The 20,254-nt window shown below is 71.1% G+C and carries 19 protein-coding genes; 10 read left to right on the top strand and 9 right to left on the bottom strand.

Features of this window, described 5'->3' with window-relative positions; genetic code table 11:
* The first annotated feature begins 70 nt into the window (after positions 1 to 70).
* The gene (locus tag ACR5MH_RS14495) at positions 71 to 1,024 is read left to right on the top strand and encodes a DNA-3-methyladenine glycosylase family protein (RefSeq protein ID WP_433861886.1); all 954 of its coding nucleotides are present in this window, start codon (positions 71 to 73) and stop codon (positions 1,022 to 1,024) included.
* Between the two features lie 27 nt (positions 1,025 to 1,051).
* Here the strand turns inward: ACR5MH_RS14495 and ACR5MH_RS14490 are convergent, their stop codons facing one another.
* Positions 1,052 to 1,606, bottom strand: a complete 555-nt coding sequence (locus tag ACR5MH_RS14490) for an SRPBCC domain-containing protein (RefSeq protein WP_431347842.1) — start codon at positions 1,604 to 1,606, stop codon at positions 1,052 to 1,054.
* A gap of 117 nt (positions 1,607 to 1,723) precedes the next feature.
* Positions 1,724 to 3,310, bottom strand: a complete 1,587-nt coding sequence (locus ACR5MH_RS14485; protein WP_431347841.1) for a phytoene desaturase family protein — start codon at positions 3,308 to 3,310, stop codon at positions 1,724 to 1,726.
* Between the two features lie 321 nt (positions 3,311 to 3,631).
* On the opposite strand from ACR5MH_RS14485, the gene ACR5MH_RS14480 reads away from it, so the two are divergent.
* On the top strand, positions 3,632 to 5,143 hold the full coding sequence (locus ACR5MH_RS14480; protein WP_431347840.1) for a hypothetical protein: 1,512 nt from the start codon (positions 3,632 to 3,634) through the stop codon (positions 5,141 to 5,143).
* Positions 5,144 to 5,273: 130 nt separating this feature from the next.
* Here the strand turns inward: ACR5MH_RS14480 and ACR5MH_RS14475 are convergent, their stop codons facing one another.
* Positions 5,274 to 5,693, bottom strand: a complete 420-nt coding sequence (locus ACR5MH_RS14475; RefSeq protein WP_433861885.1) for a LysR substrate-binding domain-containing protein — start codon at positions 5,691 to 5,693, stop codon at positions 5,274 to 5,276.
* Positions 5,591 to 6,280 carry a LysR family transcriptional regulator gene (locus ACR5MH_RS14470; protein ID WP_433861884.1) on the bottom strand — a complete coding sequence of 230 codons (690 nt, stop codon included), beginning with the start codon at positions 6,278 to 6,280 and terminating at the stop codon, positions 5,591 to 5,593. The genes ACR5MH_RS14475 and ACR5MH_RS14470 overlap by 103 nt, the downstream gene beginning before the upstream one ends.
* A 162-nt stretch (positions 6,281 to 6,442) precedes the next feature.
* Here ACR5MH_RS14470 and ACR5MH_RS14465 point away from each other — a divergent pair, with 162 nt between their 5' ends.
* Both ACR5MH_RS14465 and ACR5MH_RS14460 read left to right on the top strand, forming a co-directional pair.
* Positions 6,443 to 8,314 (top strand): proline dehydrogenase family protein, encoded by a 1,872-nt coding sequence (locus ACR5MH_RS14465; RefSeq protein ID WP_433861883.1) that lies wholly within the window; start codon positions 6,443 to 6,445, stop codon positions 8,312 to 8,314.
* Positions 8,284 to 10,185 (top strand): aldehyde dehydrogenase family protein, encoded by a 1,902-nt coding sequence (locus ACR5MH_RS14460; protein WP_433861882.1) that lies wholly within the window; start codon positions 8,284 to 8,286, stop codon positions 10,183 to 10,185. The genes ACR5MH_RS14465 and ACR5MH_RS14460 overlap by 31 nt, the downstream gene beginning before the upstream one ends.
* A 30-nt stretch (positions 10,186 to 10,215) precedes the next feature.
* Here ACR5MH_RS14460 and ACR5MH_RS14455 read toward each other — a convergent pair whose 3' ends face one another.
* The gene (locus tag ACR5MH_RS14455; protein ID WP_431347838.1) at positions 10,216 to 10,452 is read right to left on the bottom strand and encodes a hypothetical protein; all 237 of its coding nucleotides are present in this window, start codon (positions 10,450 to 10,452) and stop codon (positions 10,216 to 10,218) included.
* 49 nt (positions 10,453 to 10,501) lie between these two features.
* On the opposite strand from ACR5MH_RS14455, the gene ACR5MH_RS14450 reads away from it, so the two are divergent.
* A complete protein-coding gene (locus ACR5MH_RS14450) occupies positions 10,502 to 11,350 on the top strand; it encodes an aldo/keto reductase (RefSeq protein WP_431347837.1) in 849 nt (282 codons plus the stop codon).
* A 20-nt stretch (positions 11,351 to 11,370) separates the two neighbouring features.
* Here ACR5MH_RS14450 and ACR5MH_RS14445 read toward each other — a convergent pair whose 3' ends face one another.
* The 3 genes from ACR5MH_RS14445 to ACR5MH_RS14435 form a co-directional block, all read right to left on the bottom strand.
* Positions 11,371 to 12,885: a sensor histidine kinase gene (locus tag ACR5MH_RS14445; protein ID WP_431347836.1), complete on the bottom strand. Its 1,515-nt coding sequence runs from the start codon at positions 12,883 to 12,885 to the stop codon at positions 11,371 to 11,373.
* Positions 12,882 to 13,616 (bottom strand): response regulator transcription factor, encoded by a 735-nt coding sequence (locus tag ACR5MH_RS14440; RefSeq protein ID WP_431347835.1) that lies wholly within the window; start codon positions 13,614 to 13,616, stop codon positions 12,882 to 12,884. The genes ACR5MH_RS14445 and ACR5MH_RS14440 overlap by 4 nt, the downstream gene beginning before the upstream one ends.
* A 168-nt stretch (positions 13,617 to 13,784) precedes the next feature.
* On the bottom strand, positions 13,785 to 14,222 hold the full coding sequence (locus tag ACR5MH_RS14435) for an Lrp/AsnC family transcriptional regulator (RefSeq protein ID WP_431347834.1): 438 nt from the start codon (positions 14,220 to 14,222) through the stop codon (positions 13,785 to 13,787).
* Positions 14,223 to 14,477: 255 nt separating this feature from the next.
* Between ACR5MH_RS14435 and rocD the strand changes: the two genes are divergently transcribed.
* The 3 genes from rocD to ACR5MH_RS14420 all read left to right on the top strand — a co-directional run bounded on the left by rocD (position 14,478) and on the right by ACR5MH_RS14420 (position 18,205).
* Positions 14,478 to 15,740 carry an ornithine--oxo-acid transaminase gene (gene rocD, locus ACR5MH_RS14430; RefSeq protein WP_431347833.1) on the top strand — a complete coding sequence of 421 codons (1,263 nt, stop codon included), beginning with the start codon at positions 14,478 to 14,480 and terminating at the stop codon, positions 15,738 to 15,740.
* 115 nt (positions 15,741 to 15,855) lie between these two features.
* Positions 15,856 to 17,385, top strand: a complete 1,530-nt coding sequence (locus tag ACR5MH_RS14425) for a peptide MFS transporter (RefSeq protein WP_433861881.1) — start codon at positions 15,856 to 15,858, stop codon at positions 17,383 to 17,385.
* A gap of 157 nt (positions 17,386 to 17,542) precedes the next feature.
* On the top strand, positions 17,543 to 18,205 hold the full coding sequence (locus ACR5MH_RS14420; protein ID WP_431347832.1) for an MOSC domain-containing protein: 663 nt from the start codon (positions 17,543 to 17,545) through the stop codon (positions 18,203 to 18,205).
* Between the two features lie 117 nt (positions 18,206 to 18,322).
* On the opposite strand, the gene ACR5MH_RS14415 is transcribed toward ACR5MH_RS14420, so the two are convergent.
* Positions 18,323 to 19,213, bottom strand: a complete 891-nt coding sequence (locus tag ACR5MH_RS14415; RefSeq protein ID WP_431347831.1) for a hypothetical protein — start codon at positions 19,211 to 19,213, stop codon at positions 18,323 to 18,325.
* A 76-nt stretch (positions 19,214 to 19,289) separates the two neighbouring features.
* Between ACR5MH_RS14415 and panD the strand changes: the two genes are divergently transcribed.
* Together panD and ACR5MH_RS14405 are read left to right on the top strand one after the other, a co-directional pair.
* Entirely contained in the window at positions 19,290 to 19,727 is a 438-nt protein-coding gene (gene panD / locus ACR5MH_RS14410; protein ID WP_431347830.1) for an aspartate 1-decarboxylase, read from the top strand.
* On the top strand, positions 19,724 to 20,254 hold the full coding sequence (locus ACR5MH_RS14405; protein ID WP_431347829.1) for a hypothetical protein: 531 nt from the start codon (positions 19,724 to 19,726) through the stop codon (positions 20,252 to 20,254). The genes panD and ACR5MH_RS14405 overlap by 4 nt, the downstream gene beginning before the upstream one ends.

Raw genomic sequence — 20,254 nt, 5'->3', positions numbered from 1 at the left:
GGAATCCACCGACAGGCGACCAGACCCGTCCTCGGCGCCACGGTCAGCCGCGTGACGTAGCATGCCGTGCATGACCGCCGTGCTCCCCGCCGACGCCCCCTCCGGGCGGCCCGTGGAGACCGTGTACCGTCCGGAGGGGCCGCTCGACCTGTCCGGCACGCTGGGCCAGCTCGGCCGCGGGCCGTACGACCCGACGACCACCTGGGACCTCGGCGGGATGTGGCGCACCTGGCGCACACCGGAGGGGCCGGCGACCCTGCGCGTCCTCCGGCCCGCGCCCGACGGCAGCATGGCGGCCGCGGCGTGGGGCCCGGGCGCGCACTGGGTGATCTCCGCGGTGCCCGGGCTGCTCGGCCGCGGCGACGACTGGTCGGGCCTCGACGTCGCCTCGCACCCGCTGCTGAGGCAGAGCCTCCACCGCAACCCGGGCCTCCGGCTGACGCGCACGGGGCTCGTGCTGGAGGCGCTGCTCCCCGCGATCATCGAGCAGCGCGTCACCAGCCTGGAGGCCTACCGGTCGTGGGCGCGGCTGCTGCGCTGGTACGGCGAGCCGGCTCCCGGCCCTGCGCCCGAGGGGATGCGGGTGGTGCCGACGCTCCAGCAGTGGCGCGGCATCCCGTCGTGGGACTGGCACCGCGCCGGGGTGGACCCGCGGCGCGCGCGTGCCGTCCAGGCGGTGCTCGTGCTGGCGCCGTCGCTGGAGCGCGCGATCGGATCCGCCGCTACCCTCGACGCCGCGGAGACCGCCCTCCGCACCATCTCAGGCGTCGGTCAGTGGACCGCGGCCGAGACCCTGCAGCGCTCGCACGCCCATCCCGACCTGGTCAGCGTCGGCGACTACCACCTGGCGCATCAGGTGGGTGAGGCCCTCACCGGCTCGCGCGTGGACGACGACGGGATGCTCGAACTCCTGGAGCCGTGGCGCGGCCATCGTCAGCGCGTCGTGCGGCTGATCCTGGCCAGCGGGTTCCGGTTCCAGCGCCGGGGACCGCGCGTGTCCCTCCAGGACCACCGCTGGCACTGAGCGGGGGCCGGCGCGACGCCGGAGCGCTCAGCCGGTGGTGCCGTCCCGCTGCGCGAGGAGGTGCTCGGCGCGGATGTCGTGGTCGAGTTCGCGGCACAGCGTCTCGTAGTGATCGCGCATCGCCGGGTAGTAGTCGTCCCAGTTCGGCAGCGGCTTGCCGTTGTGCGCAGCGACGAGGCGGTCGAGGTAGTAGTCCCACCCGATGCAGTAGTCGGCCGAGGTGCCGATCGCGCGCAGCCGCTGGCCGAAGGTGACGGTCGTGTGGCCGCTGGCCTCCGTCAGGTGCACGAACATCACGAGCGAGTCGGGGGCCTTGCCGACGTCGACGTGGAGGCGGTGCGGGGCGTCGCAGAGCATGACGGCCACGTTCTGCCACTCGGCGTCGTCGCCCTCCGCGTTCATCCGGAACTTGACGGCGCCGGTCGAGCCCGTTCCGGTGTACTCGCCGATCCACTCGGCGAGCCGAGGCGATCTGCTGAAGTACGTCCACACCTCCTCGATCGGAGCTTTGAAGATGCGGTCGAGCACCACGTACACTCCGTCGTCCTTGCGTACGAGTCGTCCTGTCGGCTGCGGCATCATGATGACCTCCTGCAGAGTCCCCCTCGTGCTCCACACACTAGTCACCGGTTCCCGATTCCGGCAGGGGCCACGCCTGGGCGTCGTGTGCGAGTCCTTCCAGTCCTCGCAGGCGCCGGATCAGCCCTCCAGGACCGCCATCGCCGCGTTGTGGCCGCCGAGCCCGCTCACCGCGCCGCCGCGGCGGGCTCCCGATCCGCAGAGCAGGATGCGCCCGTGCCGGGTCGCGACGCCCCAGCGCTCGGCCGGCGTGCGCAGATCGTCGCCGTCCTCGGCGAACGGCCAGGACAACGGGCCGTGGAAGATGTTGCCGCCCGGCATGTTGAGAGCGTGCTCGAGGTCGCGGGTGGTCTTCGTCTCGATGCACGGGTTGCCGTCGCCGTCCGTGAGCAGGAGGCCCTCGATCGGCTCGGCCAGCACCGAGTTCAGGGAGGCGAGCACGGCGTCCTGGAGCCGCTGGCGGGTTGCGTCGTTGTTGGCCTCGGTCAGCCAGCGGTCGGGGGTGTGCAGGCCCAACACCGTGATGGTGTGCGCTCCGCTCTCGGCGAGCTCGGGGTCCAGGATGCTCGGGTCCGCGAGCGTGTGGCAGTAGATCTCGCACGGCAGCAGCTCCGGCATCACGCCGCGCAGCATCCCGTCGTGCGCGGACTCGAGTTGGGTCAGCGTCTCGTTGATGTGGAACGTGCCGCCGAACGCGGCCGCGGGGTCCACCGAGGCGTCGCGCAGCTTCGGAAGCCGCTTCAGGAGGAGGTTGACCTTGACCTGAGCGCCCTCGGCGCGCGTGCGGGGCGGGTCCGCGGGCTCGCCCAGGAGGCCGTCGAGCACGTCGGGGGCGACGTTGACGAGCACGGTGCTGCCGTCGACGCGGCGCTCGTGGCCGTTGCGCGTGTAGGAGACGGAGCCGTCCGGGCTCATGGAGGTGACCTCTGCGCCGGTGACGATGCGTGCGCCGGCCTCGCGGGCGACCCGGGCGAGCTCGCCGGTGACGGAGCCCATGCCGCCGACCGGGACGTCCCACTCGCCGGTGCCCTGACCGATCACGTGGTACAGGAAGCAGCGGTTCTGGGAGAGGTCGGGGCTGTCGACGCTGGCGAAGGTGCCGATCAGCGCGTCCGTCGCCGCGACGCCGCGGACGAGGTCGTTCCGGAGGCGCGACTCGATGAAGCCGCCGATCGGGCGCTCGATGAGCGCGTCCCACAGCTCGTCGTCGCCGACGAGGGCCTTCGCTTCGCTGCGGGTGAGCAGGGGTTCGGTGACGGTCGGCCAGAGCGCGCGGGCCACGGCGCCCGTCGACTCGTAGAAGCGGTCGAACGCCTCGGCGTCCTCGGCGGCGCCGATCCGGGCGAAGGACGCGGCGGTGGCCTCCGCGTCGGTGTTGTCGATGAGGAGGCCGGCGCCGTCGGGGTCGCCGGGAACGGGCGTGTAGGAGGAGTACCGTCGCCGGGCCAGCCGGATGTCGAGGCCGAGGTCGTCGATGATCCGCTGCGGCAGAAGGCTGACGAGGTAGGAATACCGCGACAGCCGGGCCTCCACGCCGGGGAACGCTTGGGCGCTGACGGCGGCGCCGCCGACGTCGTCCAGTCGTTCGAGCAGGATGACGCTGCGTCCTGCTTTGGCGAGGTAGGCGGCGGCGGTGAGGCCGTTGTGCCCGCCGCCGACGATCACGACATCGTGGCTCGCGGCGGGGGCGGATACGGGTTCGGTCATGGCTTCGAGCTTATGAGGGGCGCTGGAGTTCTGGAAGGCACGGGCGCGGCTCACGCGGATTTATGTGCCGGTCCCGGAGCCGTTGTGATCGTGCTCAGCGCCATGTGATCGTGCGCAGCCCGACGCAAGCGCGTCCAGGGTTACGGGATGCGCTCGGGCTCGGGCTCGGTGACCTTCACCCGGGGAGCGAACACCGGCACTCGCCTCGTCGTCCGCCCCGCTAGCATTAGAGTGTCAAGTGCCAGAGGCTAGATGTGTCGGCTCGAGAAGGCCTCCGCCCAGGGCGTAGAAAACCGGATAAATCTAGTATAATAATGGTTTATGCTGAACGATGACATCTTGACGTTCCGTCGCCAGTTCCTCCTTACATCGGGAAAGACGGACGAACTTCCCGGCTGGCCGGTAGTTTCCGTGCCGGGGCATACCCTCTACAGCCACCCCGAACTCGGTGTCACGGTACATGAGGACAACGAGTCGGGTGTTGTCCTGCTGCTCCTCGGCTATGCCATCGACCGCGACCGGCCCCGGGCCCGGGATGCCGACATCCTCGCGACTCTCGCCACCGCGCGCCGGGAGGGACGATTCTGGCCGGTCTTCTCCGACCTGTCCGGCCGCTTCGTGCTATTCGTCTTCGACGGCGACGAGATCGAGGCGATGCACGATCCCTGCGGGCTGCGGGCCGCGGAGTACACCTACGTCGACGGGTTCCACGTTGCCTCCCAGTCGAACCTGCTTTCCCTTGTCGCGTCGGTCGCCCGCGGCAAGCGTTACCAGCAGTACATCACCTCGTACTACGGCATCAACGTCCGCGAGGACCACCTGACCGCCGACACCACTCTGTTCGACGACGTCGACCGGCTGACTCCGAACCACGTGCTGAAGGTCGGCGAGCGCAGACAGGAGCGGTACTGGCCGGTCGAGCCTTTGCGCATCGGCGGCTCGGCGACCAAAGACGTCGCGGCGGAGGCTCTCGGGATGCTGCGCGCGTCGATCGCTGCGGCCAAGGAGCGGTTCTCGCTGGCGCTGCCGCTGACGTGCGGCGTGGACTCGCGCTCGCTGCTGTCCGCGGCCAGCACGCAGCTGGACGGGATCTGGACGTACACCATGCTCTACCGGTGGCTTCAAAACGGATCGCCGGACCTCGCCATCCCGCGCTCGATCCTCGGCCGCCTCAACCACGAGCACCACGTCTTCGACGCCAAGACACCGCCCCCGAAGGCGTTCCTGGACCACTACCGGGCGAACTCCCCGATGGCCCACCCGAACGACGCGACCATCGCCTACGGGCTGTCCCGTGCCTTCCCGCCCGGATTCGTCGGGGTCAAGGGCAACATCGCCGAGCTTGTGCGCTGCTACTACAACACCGACGGTCTCCCGCTGGACATCCGCTCGGTCAAGGACATCCTCGACATCATCCCGCACTGGGAAACGGTGCCCTTCATCGTCGAGTCGGTGCAGCGCTGGTACGACGCCAGCATGCCGGTGTCGCGCGAGCTGGGCTGGGACCTGGACCTCCTGTTCCACTGGGAGCACCAGATCGGCACCTGGCAGGCGCAGAGCCAGCTCGAATGGGACATCGCCCAGGAGGTGTTCACCCCATACAACGACCGCCGGCTGCTCACCCGCATGCTCGCGGCGCCCCCGGGCGACCGCATCCCGCCCGTCTACACGCTCTTCCGCGAGCTGATCGCTATGGGCGAGGGTGACCTGCTCCGGGAGCCGATCAACCCGTCTCTCAAGACCGAGACAGCCAGGCGCTTCTTCTGGCGCGCCAGGACTCGCGCGATGCGCGACATGAGGAAGATGCTGCGCCCCTCCTACACCCGCCGGTAGCACGCGGCGGCTGTCCCGCGTGGAAGATCCGTCGTATGCCTTCCGCGATCACTCCGCCCCGCGGTATGCGCGATTGACTCGCGCGCTGAGGATATGCGCCTTGCTGGCAAGCGTCGACGTGCGCTGAGGCCTACTCAATGCTGGTGGCCGCCGCCATTCGTGGCGCGACAGCCTGATCGCGGCGGTCACCACGCCGAGGTCTTCTTTGTGGGAACTGTTTGACTGGCACTCTGCTAGGGCGCGTGCTCCGGCGGCACCGCCTCGGCCAGAGCCCGGCGCGCGGCCACCACGCCGGGGGCCGACGCCGACGACCGCCGCGCCGACGTGAAGATGGTGCGCCGGGGCGACCCGGGGAGGGGAGGAGCGCGACCTCGGGGCGCGCACCGGCCCACACCAGGTCCGGGAGGAGGCCGACCGCGTTGCCCGACGCGACCAGCCGGATGTGTGTCACCAGGTCGGCCGTCTCGAAGCGCACATCCGGCTCGAAGCCGGCAGCGCGGCAGAGCTGGACGGCCCAGGTGCGCGACACCGTCCCCTCCGGCTCCAGCACCCACGGGAGGTCGGCGGCCTCCGTGAGGAGCTCGCGCGGACGCGCGCGGTGCGGATGTCCGAGGTGGCGAGGTGGATGCCGTCGGCGGCCAGCACGGTGCGGTCGAGGTCGGCGCGGAGCGGCCTGGTGCTGCCGGGGTACTGCTCGGCGACGGCGAGGTCGAAGTCCCGTGCGGAGACGTCGAAGAGGCCCTGCTCCGGCTCGCGCTCGGTGACCTCCACTCGCAGCTCGGGGTAGTCGCGGGCGAGGGCGGCGACGGCCGCGGGAAGGATGGCGTGGGCCGCGGACTGGAAGACCGCGACCCGGACGACCCCGGCGGCGGTCGCGCTGGAGCCGGCGACGGCGGCCTGCGCCGAGTCGAGCGCGTCGAGGATGGCGGCGGCGCGCTGGGCGAGCAGCTCGCCCTGCGGGGTGAACTGCAGGCGGCGACCGGACTTCACGAGGAGGACGGCGCCGGCCTCCTGCTCCAGCGCGGCGAGCTGCTGGGAGACGGAGGAAGGGCTGTAGGAGAGGGCCGCCGCGACGCCGGTGACCGTGCCGCGGATCCTCAGCTCGTGGAGGAGTCGCAGCCTGCGGATGTCGAGCATGCCAACCATTCGGTCTTGATGAACAATATTGTTCGGAAACGTTCGCTATTGCCGATGATAAACCACGTCGAGAATGTATCCACAGGCATCGGCGACGGCGACTTGTCCACGGATCCCCGGACTTCCCGCGTCGCCCCAGGAGCGAGGAATACAGTCGTGGACATGGTTGAAGACACGGACGACGCGGCCACGCTGCGGACCGAGGCGCCAGGCGCGCCTGTGGCCGGCGCGCACGCCGCCGGCCAGGTGCCGCCCGCCCAACTGGCTCAGGAGGCCGTCGAACTGGTCCGGCGCTGGCTCGCCGAGAGCGCCCGCAGCGGCCAGGACGCCCCGCGCGATCCGGCCGCCGAGCGGTTGGCGGGAGTACTGCGCGACCCGCACGGCCTCGACTTCGCGGTCGGGTTCGTCGACGGTGTGGCCCGTCCGCAGGACCTGTTCGTGGCGGGGTACAACCTCCAGCGTGTCGCCAAGAAGATCCCGGCGTTCCTGCCCTGGTACATGCGCGCCGCCATCTGGCTCGGCGGCGTCTTCGGGCCGGTGATTCCGTGGGTCGTCATCCCGATCGCCCGGCGGGTGCTGCGCGGCATGGTCGGGCACCTCGTCGTGGACGCGACGCCCGAGAAACTCGGGCCCGCCATCGCGCACCTGCGCTCGCCGAACGACCCGGAAGGGCACGGAGCGCGACTCAACCTGAACCTGCTCGGCGAGGCCGTGCTGGGCGAGGAGGAGGCCGCCCGGCGGCTCGAGGGGACCCGCGCGCTCCTGGCCCGTGACGACGTGGACTACGTCTCGATCAAGGTGTCCTCCATCGCCTCCCAGCTCTCGATGTGGTCGTTCGACGAGACGGTCGACCGGGTCGTCGAGCGGCTGACGCCTCTGTACGAGCTGGCCGCGGCCTCGCCGTCGCCCAAGTTCATCAACCTCGACATGGAGGAGTACCGCGACCTCGACCTCACGATCGCGGTCTTCGAGCGCATCCTGAGCCGTCCGGATCTGATCGGGCTGGAGGCGGGGATCGTCCTCCAGGCGTACCTGCCGGACGCGCTCGATGCGCTCCAAGGGCTGACCGAATGGGCGGCGCAGCGTCGCGCCCAGGGCGGCGCGCCCATCAAGGTGCGCGTCGTGAAGGGCGCGAACCTCGCGATGGAGCGGGTGGACGCGGCGATCCACGGCTGGCCGCTCGCGACCTACGGCAGCAAGCAGGCGACGGACACCAACTACAAGCGCGTCCTCGACTGGGCGTTGACGCCGGAGCACACCGACGCCGTCAAGATCGGCGTCGCCGGTCACAACCTCTTCGATGTCGCGTACGCGTGGCTGCTCGCCTCGTACCGCGGCGTCACCGGGCGCATCGACTTCGAGATGCTGCTCGGCATGGCCACGGAGCAGGCCGAGGCCGTCAAACGGACGGTCGGGCAGCTCCTCCTCTACACACCCGTGGTGGACCCGGCGGAGTTCGATGTCGCGATCTCGTACCTCATCCGCCGCCTGGAGGAGAACGCCAGCCCGGAGAACTTCATGTCGGCCGTGTTCGAGCTCGGCTCGGATCGCGGACTGTTCGACCGGGAACGGGATCGCTTCCTCGCGTCGGTCGCGGAGCTGACGGCGGACGCCGCGCCGCGCGGCGCGGCTCCTGTACCCAGCCGGCAGCAGGACCGCTCGCGAGAGTGGGAGCAGGAGACGGCGGAGTCGTTCACGCGGCCGCCCGCGGTCGACGCGGAGGCGCCGCTCAGTGGTGCCACCGGCGCGGGCGGACCGGCCGAGCAGGGGCTGACCAGCGTCGTGCTCGGACTCACCCGGGGGCCGGCGGCATCACGCTGGAGCCGCCGGCGGCATCGCCTGCCGTCCCGGGCGCCGCCGCGACCGGATTCCAGAATACTGGATTCCAGAACACTGCGGACACCGACCCGTCGCTCGCGGCGAACCGCGCGTGGGGGCGGCGCATCCTGGCCCGCTCGGCCACGAGCGACCTGGGCGCGCAGACCATCGCGGCCGCGGAGGTCGTGGACGCCGGTCACCTCGACCGGATCCTGACCGCCGTCCGCTCGTCGGGCGCCGCGTGGGGCACCCGGCCGGGCTCCGAGCGCGGAGCCGCCCTGGACCGGGCGGGGCACGCGCTCGAGGCCAACCGCGATCGCCTGATCGAAGTCATGGCCAGCGAGACAGGCAAGACGATCGCCGAGGCGGACGTCGAGGTGAGCGAGGCGGTCGACTTCGCGCACTACTACGCGTCGCTCGCGCGCGAGCTCGACGCGGTGCAGGGCGCGGTGTTCGTGCCCTCCGCGCTGACGGTCGTCACACCGCCGTGGAACTTCCCGGTGGCGATCCCCTCCGGCGGGGTCCTGGCGGCGCTCGCCGCGGGCAGCGGAGTGGTCATCAAGCCGGCTCCGCAGGCGCGTCGCGCGGCCGCCGTCATGGTCGAGGCGCTGTGGGAGGCCGGCATCCCGCAGGAGCTGCTGGTGCTGGTCGACGTCGCGGAGAACGACCTCGGCCGTCAGCTCGTGGCGGACCCGCGCGTGGACCGCGTCATCCTCACCGGCTCGTACGAGACCGCCAAGCTGTTCCGTTCCTGGCGGCCGGACCTCCCGCTGCTCGCGGAGACCAGTGGTAAGAACGCCATCATCGTCACGCCGAGCGCCGACTACGACCTCGCAGTGGCCGACATCGTGAAGAGCGCGTTCGGCCATGCCGGGCAGAAGTGCTCGGCGGCGAGCCTGGTCATCCTCGTGGGCTCGGCGGCCCGGTCGGAGCGCTTCCGCAACCAGTTGGTGGACGCGACCAGAAGCCTGCGCGTCGGATACCCGCAGGACCCGGTGAGCCAGATGGGGCCGCTGATCGAGCCCGCGTCGGGCAAGCTCCTGCACGCGCTGACCACCCTCGGCGCCGACGAGGAGTGGCTCGTGGAACCGCGCCCGCTGGACGACACCGGCCGGCTCTGGTCTCCGGGCATCCGTACCGGCGTGCAGCCCGGCACCTACTTCCACCTCACCGAGTTCTTCGGGCCGGTGCTCGGGATCATGACCGCGCGCACCCTCGAGGAGGCGATCCGGTTCCAGAACGCGATCGAGTACGGCCTCACGGCCGGCCTCCACTCGCTCGACTCGGACGAACTCGCGCAGTGGCTCGACACGGTCGAGGCCGGCAACCTCTACGTCAACCGCGGCATCACCGGTGCGATCGTGCGACGCCAGCCGTTCGGCGGCTGGAAGCGCTCATCGGTCGGCGCCGGCACCAAGGCGGGCGGCCCCAACTACCTGCTCGGACTCGGCTCCTGGCAGCCCGAGTCCGGCGCGTCCAGTTCCAGCCTCCACCTGCGCGGCCTGGAGCCCCGCGTCCAGGACCTGATCGAATCCGGGCAGTCGTCGATGGACTACCCCGCGTTCGACCTCGTCCGCCGTTCGGCGCTCAGCGACGCCATCGCGGTGGCCACCGAGTACCACCAGGCGAAGGACGTCTCCGGCCTCGGGGTGGAGCGGAACATCTTCCGCTACCGGCCGGTCCCGGTCGCCATCCGGCTCTCGGAGGGCAGCGACCTCCCCGACCTGCTGCGCGTGATGGCGGCGGCCACGGTCGCCCGGTCGGCGTTCACCGTGAGCACGAGCATCGCGCTGCCCCGCGGCACGCAGCAGCTCCTGAAGGCCCGCGAGGTGGAGGTCGTGGTCGAGAGCGACGAGCACTGGCTGTCGCGCGTGCGCAGCCGCCGCATCACGGCCCACCGCATCCGCCTCATCGGCGGCGACCCGGTCGCGCTCGCGACGGCTCTCGGCGGGACGCCGGATGTCGCGATCTACAGCGGCGCGGTCACCCCTCCGGACGGGTCGAAGTGCTGCCGTTCCTCCACGAGCAGGCCATCTCGATCACGAACCATCGCTTCGGCAACCCGACGACGTTCTCGGAAGGGGTGATCTAGGGGCCGAGGGGGACGGCCCAGTCGGCTACTCCTCTTCCTCCTCCAGCTCGAGGAGTTCGTCGGCGGCGTCGGTGTTGCCGAGGGCGGCGAGGCGGCGCAGCTCATCGAGGTCGCCGCGCTCGGCGGCGAGTTCGACCAGTGCGTCGGCGGCGTCCGAGCTGCCGGCGTCCGCGAAGCGGCGCAGTTCCGGGAGGTCCTCGCGCTCGATCGCGGCCTCCACGGCCAGGGCGACGGCGTCGGGGTCCGGGGGTGTGGCGGGCATGGCACTCCTTCCGATGAGCGCCACCTTACCCGGGGCTACGCTGGGTCGCATGACCGAGAATCCGTCCACACCCGCCGTGCCCGCGATCGCTCTCGACTCCGGGACCAGCATCCCGCAACTCGGCCTGGGGACCTGGCCGCTCGACGACGCCGAGGTCGAACGGGCCGTCGTCGCGGCGGCGGAGCTCGGCTACCGGCACGTCGACACCGCGGCCAAGTACGGCAACGAGACCGGCGTCGGGCGCGGCGTGCGCGACAGCGGCCTCCCGCGGGAGGACTGGTTCGTCACGACAAAGCTCGACGGCGGCTACCAGGGCGACGACCGCGCCGTCGCGGGGCTCGACGCGAGCCTCGACCGGCTCGGGCTCGACTACGTCGACCTGCTGCTCATCCACTGGCCGCTGCCCGGTCGCGACCAGTACGTCTCCACCTGGGAGACGTTCATCCGCCTGCAGCAGAGCGGAAAAGCGCGCGCGATCGGCGTCTCGAACTTCAAGCCCGCCCACATCGACCGCCTGATCGCCGAGACCGGCGTGACGCCGGCGATCAACCAGATCCAGCTCAGCCCGGCCATCCAGCGCCGCGAGCAGCGCGCGTACGGGGTGGAGCACGGGATCGTGACCGAGTCGTGGAGCCCGATCGGCGGCTCGGGCGATCTGCTCGCGGCGCCGGTGCTCGCGGAGGTCGCTGCGAAGCACGACCGCAGCGTGGGGCAGATCGTGCTCCGCTGGCACGTCCAGAACGGCCTCGTCGCCATCCCGAAGTCGCGCAACCCCGAGCGGATGGCAGAGAACCTCGCGGTCTTCGACTTCGCGCTCGACGCCGACGACCTCGCAGCGATCGACAGCCTGGACGAGGGGCCCGACGCGGGAGTGGACTCCGACCACACCGGGCACTGACGCGGGCGCGCCGGCCGGCGTCAGACCCGGACGAGCGGCAGCCGCACCGTCACCACGAGGCCGCCGGTCGGCGCGTTCGCGAGCTGGACGGAGCCTCCCGCCGCCCCTGCCAGCGCCGCCACGATCGCCAGGCCGAGCCCACCGCCGCCACCGGCGCGGGAGGTCGTGCGGGCTCCGTCCGCGCGGGTGAAGCGGTCCAAGGCCACCGGGATGAAGTCCTCCGGCATCCCCGGCCCCGAGTCGTGCACGGTGAGCACCACCCAGCCCGCCTCCACGCGCAGCGCGGCGCTCACGACATCCTCCACCGTGGCCGGGCGAGCCTCCCGCGGCACGACTTCGACCGACGTGGCGTCCACCGTATCGCCCGATCGCGGCACCGGCCCGGTGTCCGATCGCGCGTCCCTGCTGCGGATCGCCGTGATCGCGTTCCCGAGGAGGTTGTCCAGGATGCGCCCGAAGTCCGTCGGCGAGAGCGCGACGCGGGCGTCCGCGCTCGGGCGCCGCTTGGGGTCGTACTCGAAGTCCACCGAGATCGAGCCGTCGTCCTCGGCGCTGCTGACCAGGAGCCGCGCGCGGTCGATCGCGTCGGTCAGCTCGTCCACCAGCGTGCGCCAGTCGATCCGGCCGCTGGAGGGGCCGGCCTCGATCCGGGACAGCTCCAGCAGGTTGTTGGCGAGCGTGCCCAGCCGCAGGGCGGTCGAGTGCGAGGAGCGGATGTCGTCGAGCAGCGCGTCCGCATCGCCCGCGTCCAGTTCGGCCAGCTCCAGCTGTCCGCGCAGCACGGCCAGCGGTGTCCGCAGCTCGTGGCTGGCGTCCGACACCATCTGCCGCTCGCGGTCGGCGGACGCGCGGAGGCGACGGATCAGGTCGTTGAGCGTGGTCGCCAGTTCGGAGAGCTCGTCCTGGGCGGGGCCGACGGTCAGCAGCCCGGCGGCGTCGTCGGTCCCTGTCGGCTCCCCGCCGGCGATCCGGTCGGCCTGCTCGCGCATCCGGCTCACCGGTCTGAGCGCCGTGCGGGCCAGCAGCCATGACGCCGCGCCGAAGCCGAAGATGAGCACACCGGCGCCGATCAGCAGCGCGAGGGTGAGGCGGTCGAGGATGAGCGAGGTCGTCTCGTCGTTGCGGGCGGCGACCACGTGCATGGTTCCGCGCTTGGTGATCACGGGCTTCACGAGCACCTCGTAGGTGTCGTCCGCGATCTGCACGGTCGTCGCCGAGGGTGGGAAGGACAGCAGGTGGCCGATCCGGTTCTCGAGCGCCGCCGGCAGCGTGGAGTCGAGGATGACGCCGTTCGCGTCGACGATGGCGAGCTCCTGGCCGCCGCCAGGGAGGTCGAACGGCCCGGACGGGTTCGCCAGCACCGACGCTGCCGGTGCGGTGACGTCGTTGTTGAGGAGGGTGACGGTGGCGTTGTGGAGGATGGAGGACACTCCCACCCGGATGACCACCACCGCGACCAGGCCGAACAGGGTGGCGACGATGAGGCTGCCGATCGTGATGCGCGCGGTGATCGACAGGCGCCGCAGCCAGGTCACGGCGCCGGCGTCTCCGACGTCGTCTTCGCGTCGGCCTTGTCGGCCTTCGACTCCAGTGCGTTCTTCGCGTCGAGCCGGTAGCCGCGGCCGCGCTCGGTCACGATGGACAGGCCGGCCCCGGCCAGGTCGAGCTTCTTGCGCAGGTACGAGACGTACTGGTCGATGACGTTGGTGCCGATGTTGTCCGTCGTGCCCCAGACCGACTCGAGGATGTCGGCGCGCGACAGCGTCTTGTCCGGGTTCGTGGCGAACAGCCGCAGCAGAGTGAACTCCCGGCGGCTGAGCGGCATCTCGTGCCCGGACACCAGCGCCTGGTGCTCGTGCGAGTCGATGGTGAGCCGGCCGACGCTGACCTGCGGCCGCATCCCGCTCGGCTCCCGGCGCAGCAGCGCGCGCACCCGGGCGGCCAGTTCGGCGAACGCGAACGGCTTGGTGAGGTAGTCGTCGGCGCCGGAGTCGAGGCCGTGAACGCGGTCCTCGATGGCGTCGCGCGCGGTGAGGAGCAGGATCGGCATCGGGTTGGCGGCCTCCCGGATGTGCCGGCACAGCTCGAAGCCGCTCATCCCGGGCAGCATGACGTCGATCGCGGCGGCGGAGAACGAGTCCCCGCGGAGCGCGATGAGGGCGTCGACGCCGTTGGTGACCAGGGTGACGTCGTATCCTTCGGCGGCGAGCCCCCGCTCGACGAGGCCTCCCATGTCCGGATCGTCTTCGACAACGAGCAGCTTCATGCGCCCATCGTGCCACTGATCGCCGTGGTCGCGCTCGGATCGGGGCGTCGGACGCTTGACGTCGGCTGAATGTTCTCGCAGAACGGTCGTCAGGTTTCCTCCATCGTGGACGTGAGCGAGCCCACGTCCATGCCGCCGTTCTCGTCGGTCCGCTCGGCCTCCGCGACGTCAGCCGTTGCCGCGGTTGATGAGCCGGGAGAGGACGATCGCGCTGCGGGTGTGGTCGACGTTCGGCGCGAGCCGCACCTTCTCGAGCGCGGCCTCCAGACTCGGGATGTCGCGCGAGCGGATGTGGACGATCGCGTCGGCGCTGCCGGTGACGGTGCCCGCGTCGACCACCTCCGGGACCGCGGAGAGGATGCGCAGCAGCTCCTCGGGCGAGACGGTGCCGCGGCAGAACAGCTCGACGTAGGCCTCGGTGCTCATCCCGTCGATGGCCGGATCCACTTGGATCGTGAAGCCGCGGATGACGCCGTCCGCGACCAGCTTGTCGACCCGGCGCTTGACCGCGGAAGCGGACAGGCCGACGACCCCGCCGATGTCGCCGTAACCGGCGCGTGCGTTCTGACGGAGCAGGTCGAGGATGCTGCGATCAAGGTTGTCCACGGCGCAAGCATACGGTGAATCGTTGCGCGGAGGTGGAGGTTACGCCGAAATCGTGCGCGATCGCGCAACGGATGAGCGCGGCGGTGAGGCGGATTGCGCATCCGCCCGCTGGCGCGCACGAATGCTGTGAGTTGGAAGCAGATGCGGCGATTTCGTGCGTGAAGACGCAGCCAATCGCTGACATCCGCGTGTGAGACTAGCTCCCAGCTTCGGTGGCGGCACGCTGACGTGCCGCACGACCCAGAGAGGACGACCATGGCCGACACCGTCGCCCACCGCATCCACCCGAACACCCCGGCCCCGACGGAGCGCCAGGCGCAGGCGATCGCGCTCGAGGACGAGCACGCGGCGCACAACTACCATCCGCTTCCGGTCGTCATCGCCGAAGGCCAGGGCGCCTGGGTGACCGACCTCGACGGCCGCCGCTACCTGGACTGCCTGGCCGCGTACTCCGCCGTCAACTTCGGCCACTCCAACCCGCTGCTGCTGGACGCCGCACGGGCGCAACTCGACCGGATCACGCTCACCAGCCGCGCGTTCCACAACGACCAGCTCGGCCCGTTCGCGACCGAGCTCGCGGCGCTGGCCGGCAAGGACATGGTGCTGCCGATGAACACCGGCGCGGAGGCCGTAGAGACCGCGATCAAGGTGGCGCGGGCGTGGGGCTACCGGGTGAAGGGCGTGCCGGACGGACGCGCGAACATCGTCGTGATGGCGGGCAATTTCCACGGCAGGACGACGACGATCGTCAGCTTCTCGGACGACCCCGACGCGCGCGACGGGTTCGGCCCGTACACGCCGGGGTTCCGAAGCGTGCCGTACGGGGATGCGTCCGCTGTGGCCGACGCGATCGACGAGGACACGGTCGCGGTGTTGGTGGAGCCGATCCAGGGCGAGGCCGGTGTCGTGGTCCCGCCTCCCGGCTTCCTGCCCGCGGTCCGTGCGCTCTGCGACGAGCGCCGCGTGCTCCTGGTCGCCGACGAGATCCAGTCGGGGCTCGGGCGGGTCGGGGCGACGTTCGCCTGCGACCTGGTCGGGGTCGTGCCCGACCTCTACCTGCTCGGCAAGGCGCTCGGCGGCGGGATCGTCCCGGTCTCGGCCGTGGTCGGGAACCGCGATGTGCTGGGCGTCATCCACCCGGGCGAGCACGGTTCGACCTTCGGAGGCAACCCGCTGGCCGCTGCGGTCGGCCGCGCCGTTGTGGGGCTGCTGGCCACCGGTGAGCCGCAGGAACGCGCCGAACTCCTCGGGCGCCGCCTCCACGGCGACCTCGCCCGCCTGATCGGCCACGGCGTCATGGAGGTCCGCGGCGCGGGACTCTGGGCGGGCATCGACATCGACCCGTCGCTCGCGACCGGGCGCGAGGTGTGCGAGTTGCTGATGGAGCGCGGGGTGCTCGCGAAGGACACCCACGGGTCCACGATTCGGCTGGCGCCACCGATCGTGGTCGAGCCGGGAGACCTGGACTGGGCGGTGGAGCAGTTGGAGGCAGTGCTGCGGGAGTTGGGGGCGAGGTAGGGGTGGAGTTTCGTGCCGAATGTCGACTCTGACACCGTGAGAGTCGACATTCGGTCCGAAAGTGCTCGCAGCTCTGCCGTTCACCTCTGTTCGTTCAGGTGGCAGCATGGGCGCCATGACCGACACCGGAAACTCGCACGGTCCCGAAGGCGACGGCCACGACGGGGGATCGACGCCCGCGGGCGCCGCCATGGCGACCGTCGCGACCGACGCGAGTCACGGGTTCTTCGGGCAGCCGCGCTCGCTCGCCAACATCTTCGGCGTGGAGATGTGGGAGCGGTTCTCCTTCTACGGGATGCAGGGCATCCTCCTCATCTACCTCTACTACGGCGCGGCCAAGGGCGGCCTCGGCATCGACCAGGCGACCGCCGCGGGCATCGTCGGCGCGTACGGCGGGGCCGTCTACCTCTCCACGATCCTCGGCGCGTGGCTGGCGGACCGGCTGTTCGGGTCGGAGCGGGTGCTGTTCTGGAGTGCGGTCGTGATCATGGCGGGGCACATCTCGCTCGCCCTGCTGCCCAGCTTCGCCGGCGTGATCGTCGGCCTCCTGTTCGTCGCTGTCGGCAGCGGAGGTCTGAAAGCGAACGCGACGCGCATCGTCGGGACGCTCTACGACGAGCACGACTCCCGTCGCGACGCGGGGTTCTCGCTCTTCTACCTGGGCATCAATCTGGGCGCGTTCTTCGGCCCGCTGCTGACCGGGCTGCTGCAGTCCACGCTCGGCTTCCACTGGGGCTTCGCGCTCGCCGCGGTCGGGATGGCCATCGGCCTCATCCAGTACTCGCTCGGCCGCAAGCGACTCCCCGACCTCGCGCGCGAGGTGCCGCACCCGCTGCCGCGGAAGCGGCTCCCGCTGATGATCGTGATCGCCGTGGTCGGGGTGATCGTCATCCTCGCGCTCGTCCTCACCGGGATCATCAACGCGATCAATCTCGCCCTCTGGGTGATCGGCATCACCATCGTCGCGGCGATCGCGTACTTCGTCGTCATCCTCAGCTCGAAGCTGCTGAGCGGCGACGAGCGCAGCCGGATCGTGGCCTTCATCCCGCTCTTCATCACGAGCGCGGCGTTCTGGTCGCTCTACCAGCAGCAGTTCACCGTGGTGACCATCTACTCCGACAAGCGCCTCGACCGGATGCTGTTCGGGTGGGAGTTCCCGGTCTCGTGGGTGCAGTCCATCAACCCGATCTTCATCATCATCCTGTCCGGCGTGTTCGCGGCGATCTGGACCAGGTGGGGCGACCGGCAGCCGTCGACTCCGCTGAAGTTCGCGGCCGGGACGGTCGTGATGGGCCTCGCGTTCTTCCTCTTCCTGTTCTGGGCCGGCGGCGGGGCGAACAGCACGCCGCTGCTCGCGATGGTCGGCATCCTGCTCGTGTTCACGATCGCGGAGCTGCTGATCTCGCCGGTCGGCCTCTCGGCGTCGACCAAGCTGGCGCCGCACGCATTCCAGGCGCAGATGGTGGCGCTGTACTTCCTCTCGGTAGCGCTGGGGACGGCGATGTCCGGCCAGCTCGCGAAGCTGTACTCGCCTGCGACGGAGGGCGTGTACTTCGGGGTGATCGGCGCTGTCGCGGTGGTGATCGGTGTCGTGCTGGCGGTGATGAGTCCGTGGGTGCTGCGGATGATGCGCGGAGTGCGTTAGGGCTCGTCGTCGGTAACGGAGGAGATCCCGGGCGACACGCCGGCGTGCGGCAGTCGACGGAGGAGATCGCGGGCTGCTGCGGCGGGATCTCCTCCGTCGGCTGCGGCTGCGGCTGCGGCTGCGGCCGGGACGCGCGGCGCCCGGCATACTGGAGGGCATGGCTGAACGGGATGGGGGAGCGCGGGTGCTCGCGGTGTGCCGCGTGGCGCAGCTGCGGCCCGACGCCGGCAATGTCGGCGTGACGGCGATCGACAAGCAGCCGGTCGAGACGCGGCTCAAGGTGCGCGGGCTCGGCCTCTACGGCGACGTGCAGGCCGACCGCAAGCACCACGGCGGCTCGACCAAGGCGCTGTACGCCTACGCCGAGGAGGCCGCCGAGTGGTGGGCCGCCGAGCTCGGCCGGCCCATCCCGGCCGGGTTGTTCGGCGAGAACCTCCGCACCCTCGGCCTGGACGTCGACGGCGCCGAGATCGGCGAGCGCTGGCGGATCGGCGAGAAGCTGGTGGTCGAGGTGACCTGCCCGCGCACGCCGTGCGCGACGTTCCAGCGCCGGATGGGCGAACCGCAGTGGGTGCGCCGGTTCACCGAGGCCGGGCGCGTCGGCGCGTACCTGTCCGTCGTGCACGCCGGGTCGGTCGGCGCGGGTGACACCGTGGAGGTCGTGCGGCGTCCCGGGCACGGGGTCACCATCGCGTCGTGGTTCACGGCCGCGGACACCGACCAGGCCGACGCGCTCGCCGCGGCGGAGGAGGCCGGCGCGCTCGAGCTCGCGCGCGAGATGACGGAGTCGATCGCGACGGTGCGCGGGCGCGCAGCCTGACCCGCCCGCGCCCGCAGCTAACGGAGGACATCCGACCGCCCTCGCGCGCGAACTCCTCCGTTCACTGCGACGACCCGGCGTGTCGCGCCCCATCTCCTCCGTTGGCGACGACGCGACCTACTCCTCGTCCAACCCCAGTTCCCGCCGCCAGTGCGCGAGGAACTCCGCCCCCGCGCTGTCGTGCACGGCGTCGCCGATCGTGATCACCTCGTAGGGCCGCTCCAGCACGCCGTCGGCCGGCCGCACGTCCACGTGGGCGACCTCCCGCCCGGTGCTGTGGACATAGTCCGCCATCTTGTAGTCGCTGCGGGAGTCGCCCACCGACCGCCACCGGTGCGGGAGCGGGCCGCGCTCGGCGAAGTAGTCGAACGCGCGCTGGGCGCCGCGGTCCTTGTCGAGCAGTACGGACTCGATGTCGGTGGAGATGATCGTCGGATCGATCCGGAACGGGACGTCGCCGGCCGCGTCAGGGGCGACGCGCTCGCCGTAGCGCAGGCCGAGGCCGAGGCCGAGGCCGGTCAGAAGGTCGAACGCGGCATCCTCGAAGCGGGTCTGAGCGTCCCGGTACGTCTCCGAGTCCACGTCGGTGCGCTGCTCGACGGAGATCATCGCGCGCTTCGTCTCGTCGAAGAACATCGTGTCGGCGAACCGCTCCCGGACCAGCGACCGGATGCCGTCGACCGCAGCGTCGGGGAGCGCGACCGACGCGTCGACCGCGACCTCGCCCATCCCGTCGCCCGTGATCGGCGCCCAGGCGCCGCCCTTCTCGAACACGCCGAACATCCGGGCGCCGTGCGATTCCAGCGCCTCCTCGAGCCCGGCGTCGCAGAGCGGCGCGACCACCTGGTGGCGGATGAAGTCGCCCGAGCGGCCCGTGATGAACGCGATCGGGACGCCCGCCGCGGTCATCGCGACCAGGTCGGTGACGATGCTGCGGATGGCGATGGTCCGGGTGACGGGGCTGGCGATCGGGCCGTCGACGTCGAAGAGGAGTCCGAGGTTGTGCACGCTCCATTCTCCCGTGCGGAGCGCGGCCTCCTGGAACAGCGGGACAATGGACGGGAGACCACGAAGGGACCCGCCCGTGCTGCGAACCATGTTCAAGTCGAAGATCCACCGCGCCACGGTCACGCACGCCGACCTCCACTACGTCGGCTCGCTGACCGTCGACCTGGACCTGATGGAGGCCGCCGACCTTCTGCCCGGCGAGCAGGTCGCCGTCGTCGACGTGACCAACGGGTCCCGGTTCGAGACCTACCTGATCGCGGGCGAGCGCGGCAGCGGCGTCATCGGGGTGAACGGCGCGGCCGCCCACCTGGCGGAGGTCGGCGACACCGTCATCGTCATCTCGTACGCTCAGCTCGACAACGCCGAGGCGCGGGACTTCGTGCCGACGGTCGTGCACGTCGACGGCGAGAACCGCATCCTCGCGGTCGGCGCCGACCCGGCCGAGGCGCTGAGCGAGGGTGTGAGCGTCCCGCCGTTCGCGGTGCCGTCCGCGGCCGGCACCGTGGTCGCGTGACGTACCGCGCGACCGAGCGCATCCACACCGTCGAGGCCCGGCGCATCGAGCTGGAGGCCGAGGTGCCGTTCGCGCAGCTCCGGCGTGCGTTCGAGGAGCAGGTGCCCGAGCTCGACCGGAGGTTGCAGAGCGGCCTCCTGGACCAGGGCGCGGACTGGTCGACGTTGACGCGCATGCTCGAGGGGCCGGCGATGCACGGCCTCGTGCGGTTCTGGACGGGCGACCCGCGCGCGGTCATGCGGGCGGGCGGCGTGGACACGGCGAGCGTGGGCTACCTCGTCGGCGACTACGCGACGGCGGCGCGGATGTACCGGCACGACGCGGGCGCGATGCTCTACACGCCGATCCGGGTCGAGCTGCACGACGCGGGCGGGGGCCGCACCGTGCTCAACGTCGAGCAGCCGAGCGCGCCGCTGCGCGGGTTCGGCAACAACAAGATCACGCAGGCCGGCTACGAGCTCGACCGGAAGCTGGGCGACCTCCTCGAAGACCTCGGGCTTCCGCGGCCCAGCGTGCTGCGGCTGTAG

Origin of the sequence: Streptomyces sp. L7, from assembly GCF_050990935.1 — a bacterium.
In the GTDB taxonomy this organism is placed as follows: domain Bacteria; phylum Actinomycetota; class Actinomycetes; order Actinomycetales; family Microbacteriaceae; genus Leifsonia.
Note: the sequence above shows the minus strand (reverse complement) of the source record. Positions and strands in the feature narration are given on the sequence as shown.

What these genes read in the sequence shown, in the direction of transcription:
- ACR5MH_RS14495 (WP_433861886.1), top strand. Translation starts at nt 71, where the DNA reads ATGACCGCCGTGCTCCCCGCCGACGCCCCCTCCGGGCGGCCCGTGGAG.
- ACR5MH_RS14490 (WP_431347842.1), bottom strand. Translation starts at nt 1,606, where the DNA reads ATGATGCCGCAGCCGACAGGACGACTCGTACGCAAGGACGACGGAGTG.
- ACR5MH_RS14485 (WP_431347841.1), bottom strand. Translation starts at nt 3,310, where the DNA reads ATGACCGAACCCGTATCCGCCCCCGCCGCGAGCCACGATGTCGTGATC.
- ACR5MH_RS14480 (WP_431347840.1), top strand. Translation starts at nt 3,632, where the DNA reads ATGCTGAACGATGACATCTTGACGTTCCGTCGCCAGTTCCTCCTTACA.
- ACR5MH_RS14470 (WP_433861884.1), bottom strand. Translation starts at nt 6,280, where the DNA reads ATGCTCGACATCCGCAGGCTGCGACTCCTCCACGAGCTGAGGATCCGC.
- ACR5MH_RS14465 (WP_433861883.1), top strand. Translation starts at nt 6,443, where the DNA reads ATGGTTGAAGACACGGACGACGCGGCCACGCTGCGGACCGAGGCGCCA.
- ACR5MH_RS14455 (WP_431347838.1), bottom strand. Translation starts at nt 10,452, where the DNA reads ATGCCCGCCACACCCCCGGACCCCGACGCCGTCGCCCTGGCCGTGGAG.
- ACR5MH_RS14450 (WP_431347837.1), top strand. Translation starts at nt 10,502, where the DNA reads ATGACCGAGAATCCGTCCACACCCGCCGTGCCCGCGATCGCTCTCGAC.
- ACR5MH_RS14440 (WP_431347835.1), bottom strand. Translation starts at nt 13,616, where the DNA reads ATGAAGCTGCTCGTTGTCGAAGACGATCCGGACATGGGAGGCCTCGTC.
- rocD (WP_431347833.1), top strand. Translation starts at nt 14,478, where the DNA reads ATGGCCGACACCGTCGCCCACCGCATCCACCCGAACACCCCGGCCCCG.
- ACR5MH_RS14425 (WP_433861881.1), top strand. Translation starts at nt 15,856, where the DNA reads ATGACCGACACCGGAAACTCGCACGGTCCCGAAGGCGACGGCCACGAC.
- ACR5MH_RS14420 (WP_431347832.1), top strand. Translation starts at nt 17,543, where the DNA reads ATGGCTGAACGGGATGGGGGAGCGCGGGTGCTCGCGGTGTGCCGCGTG.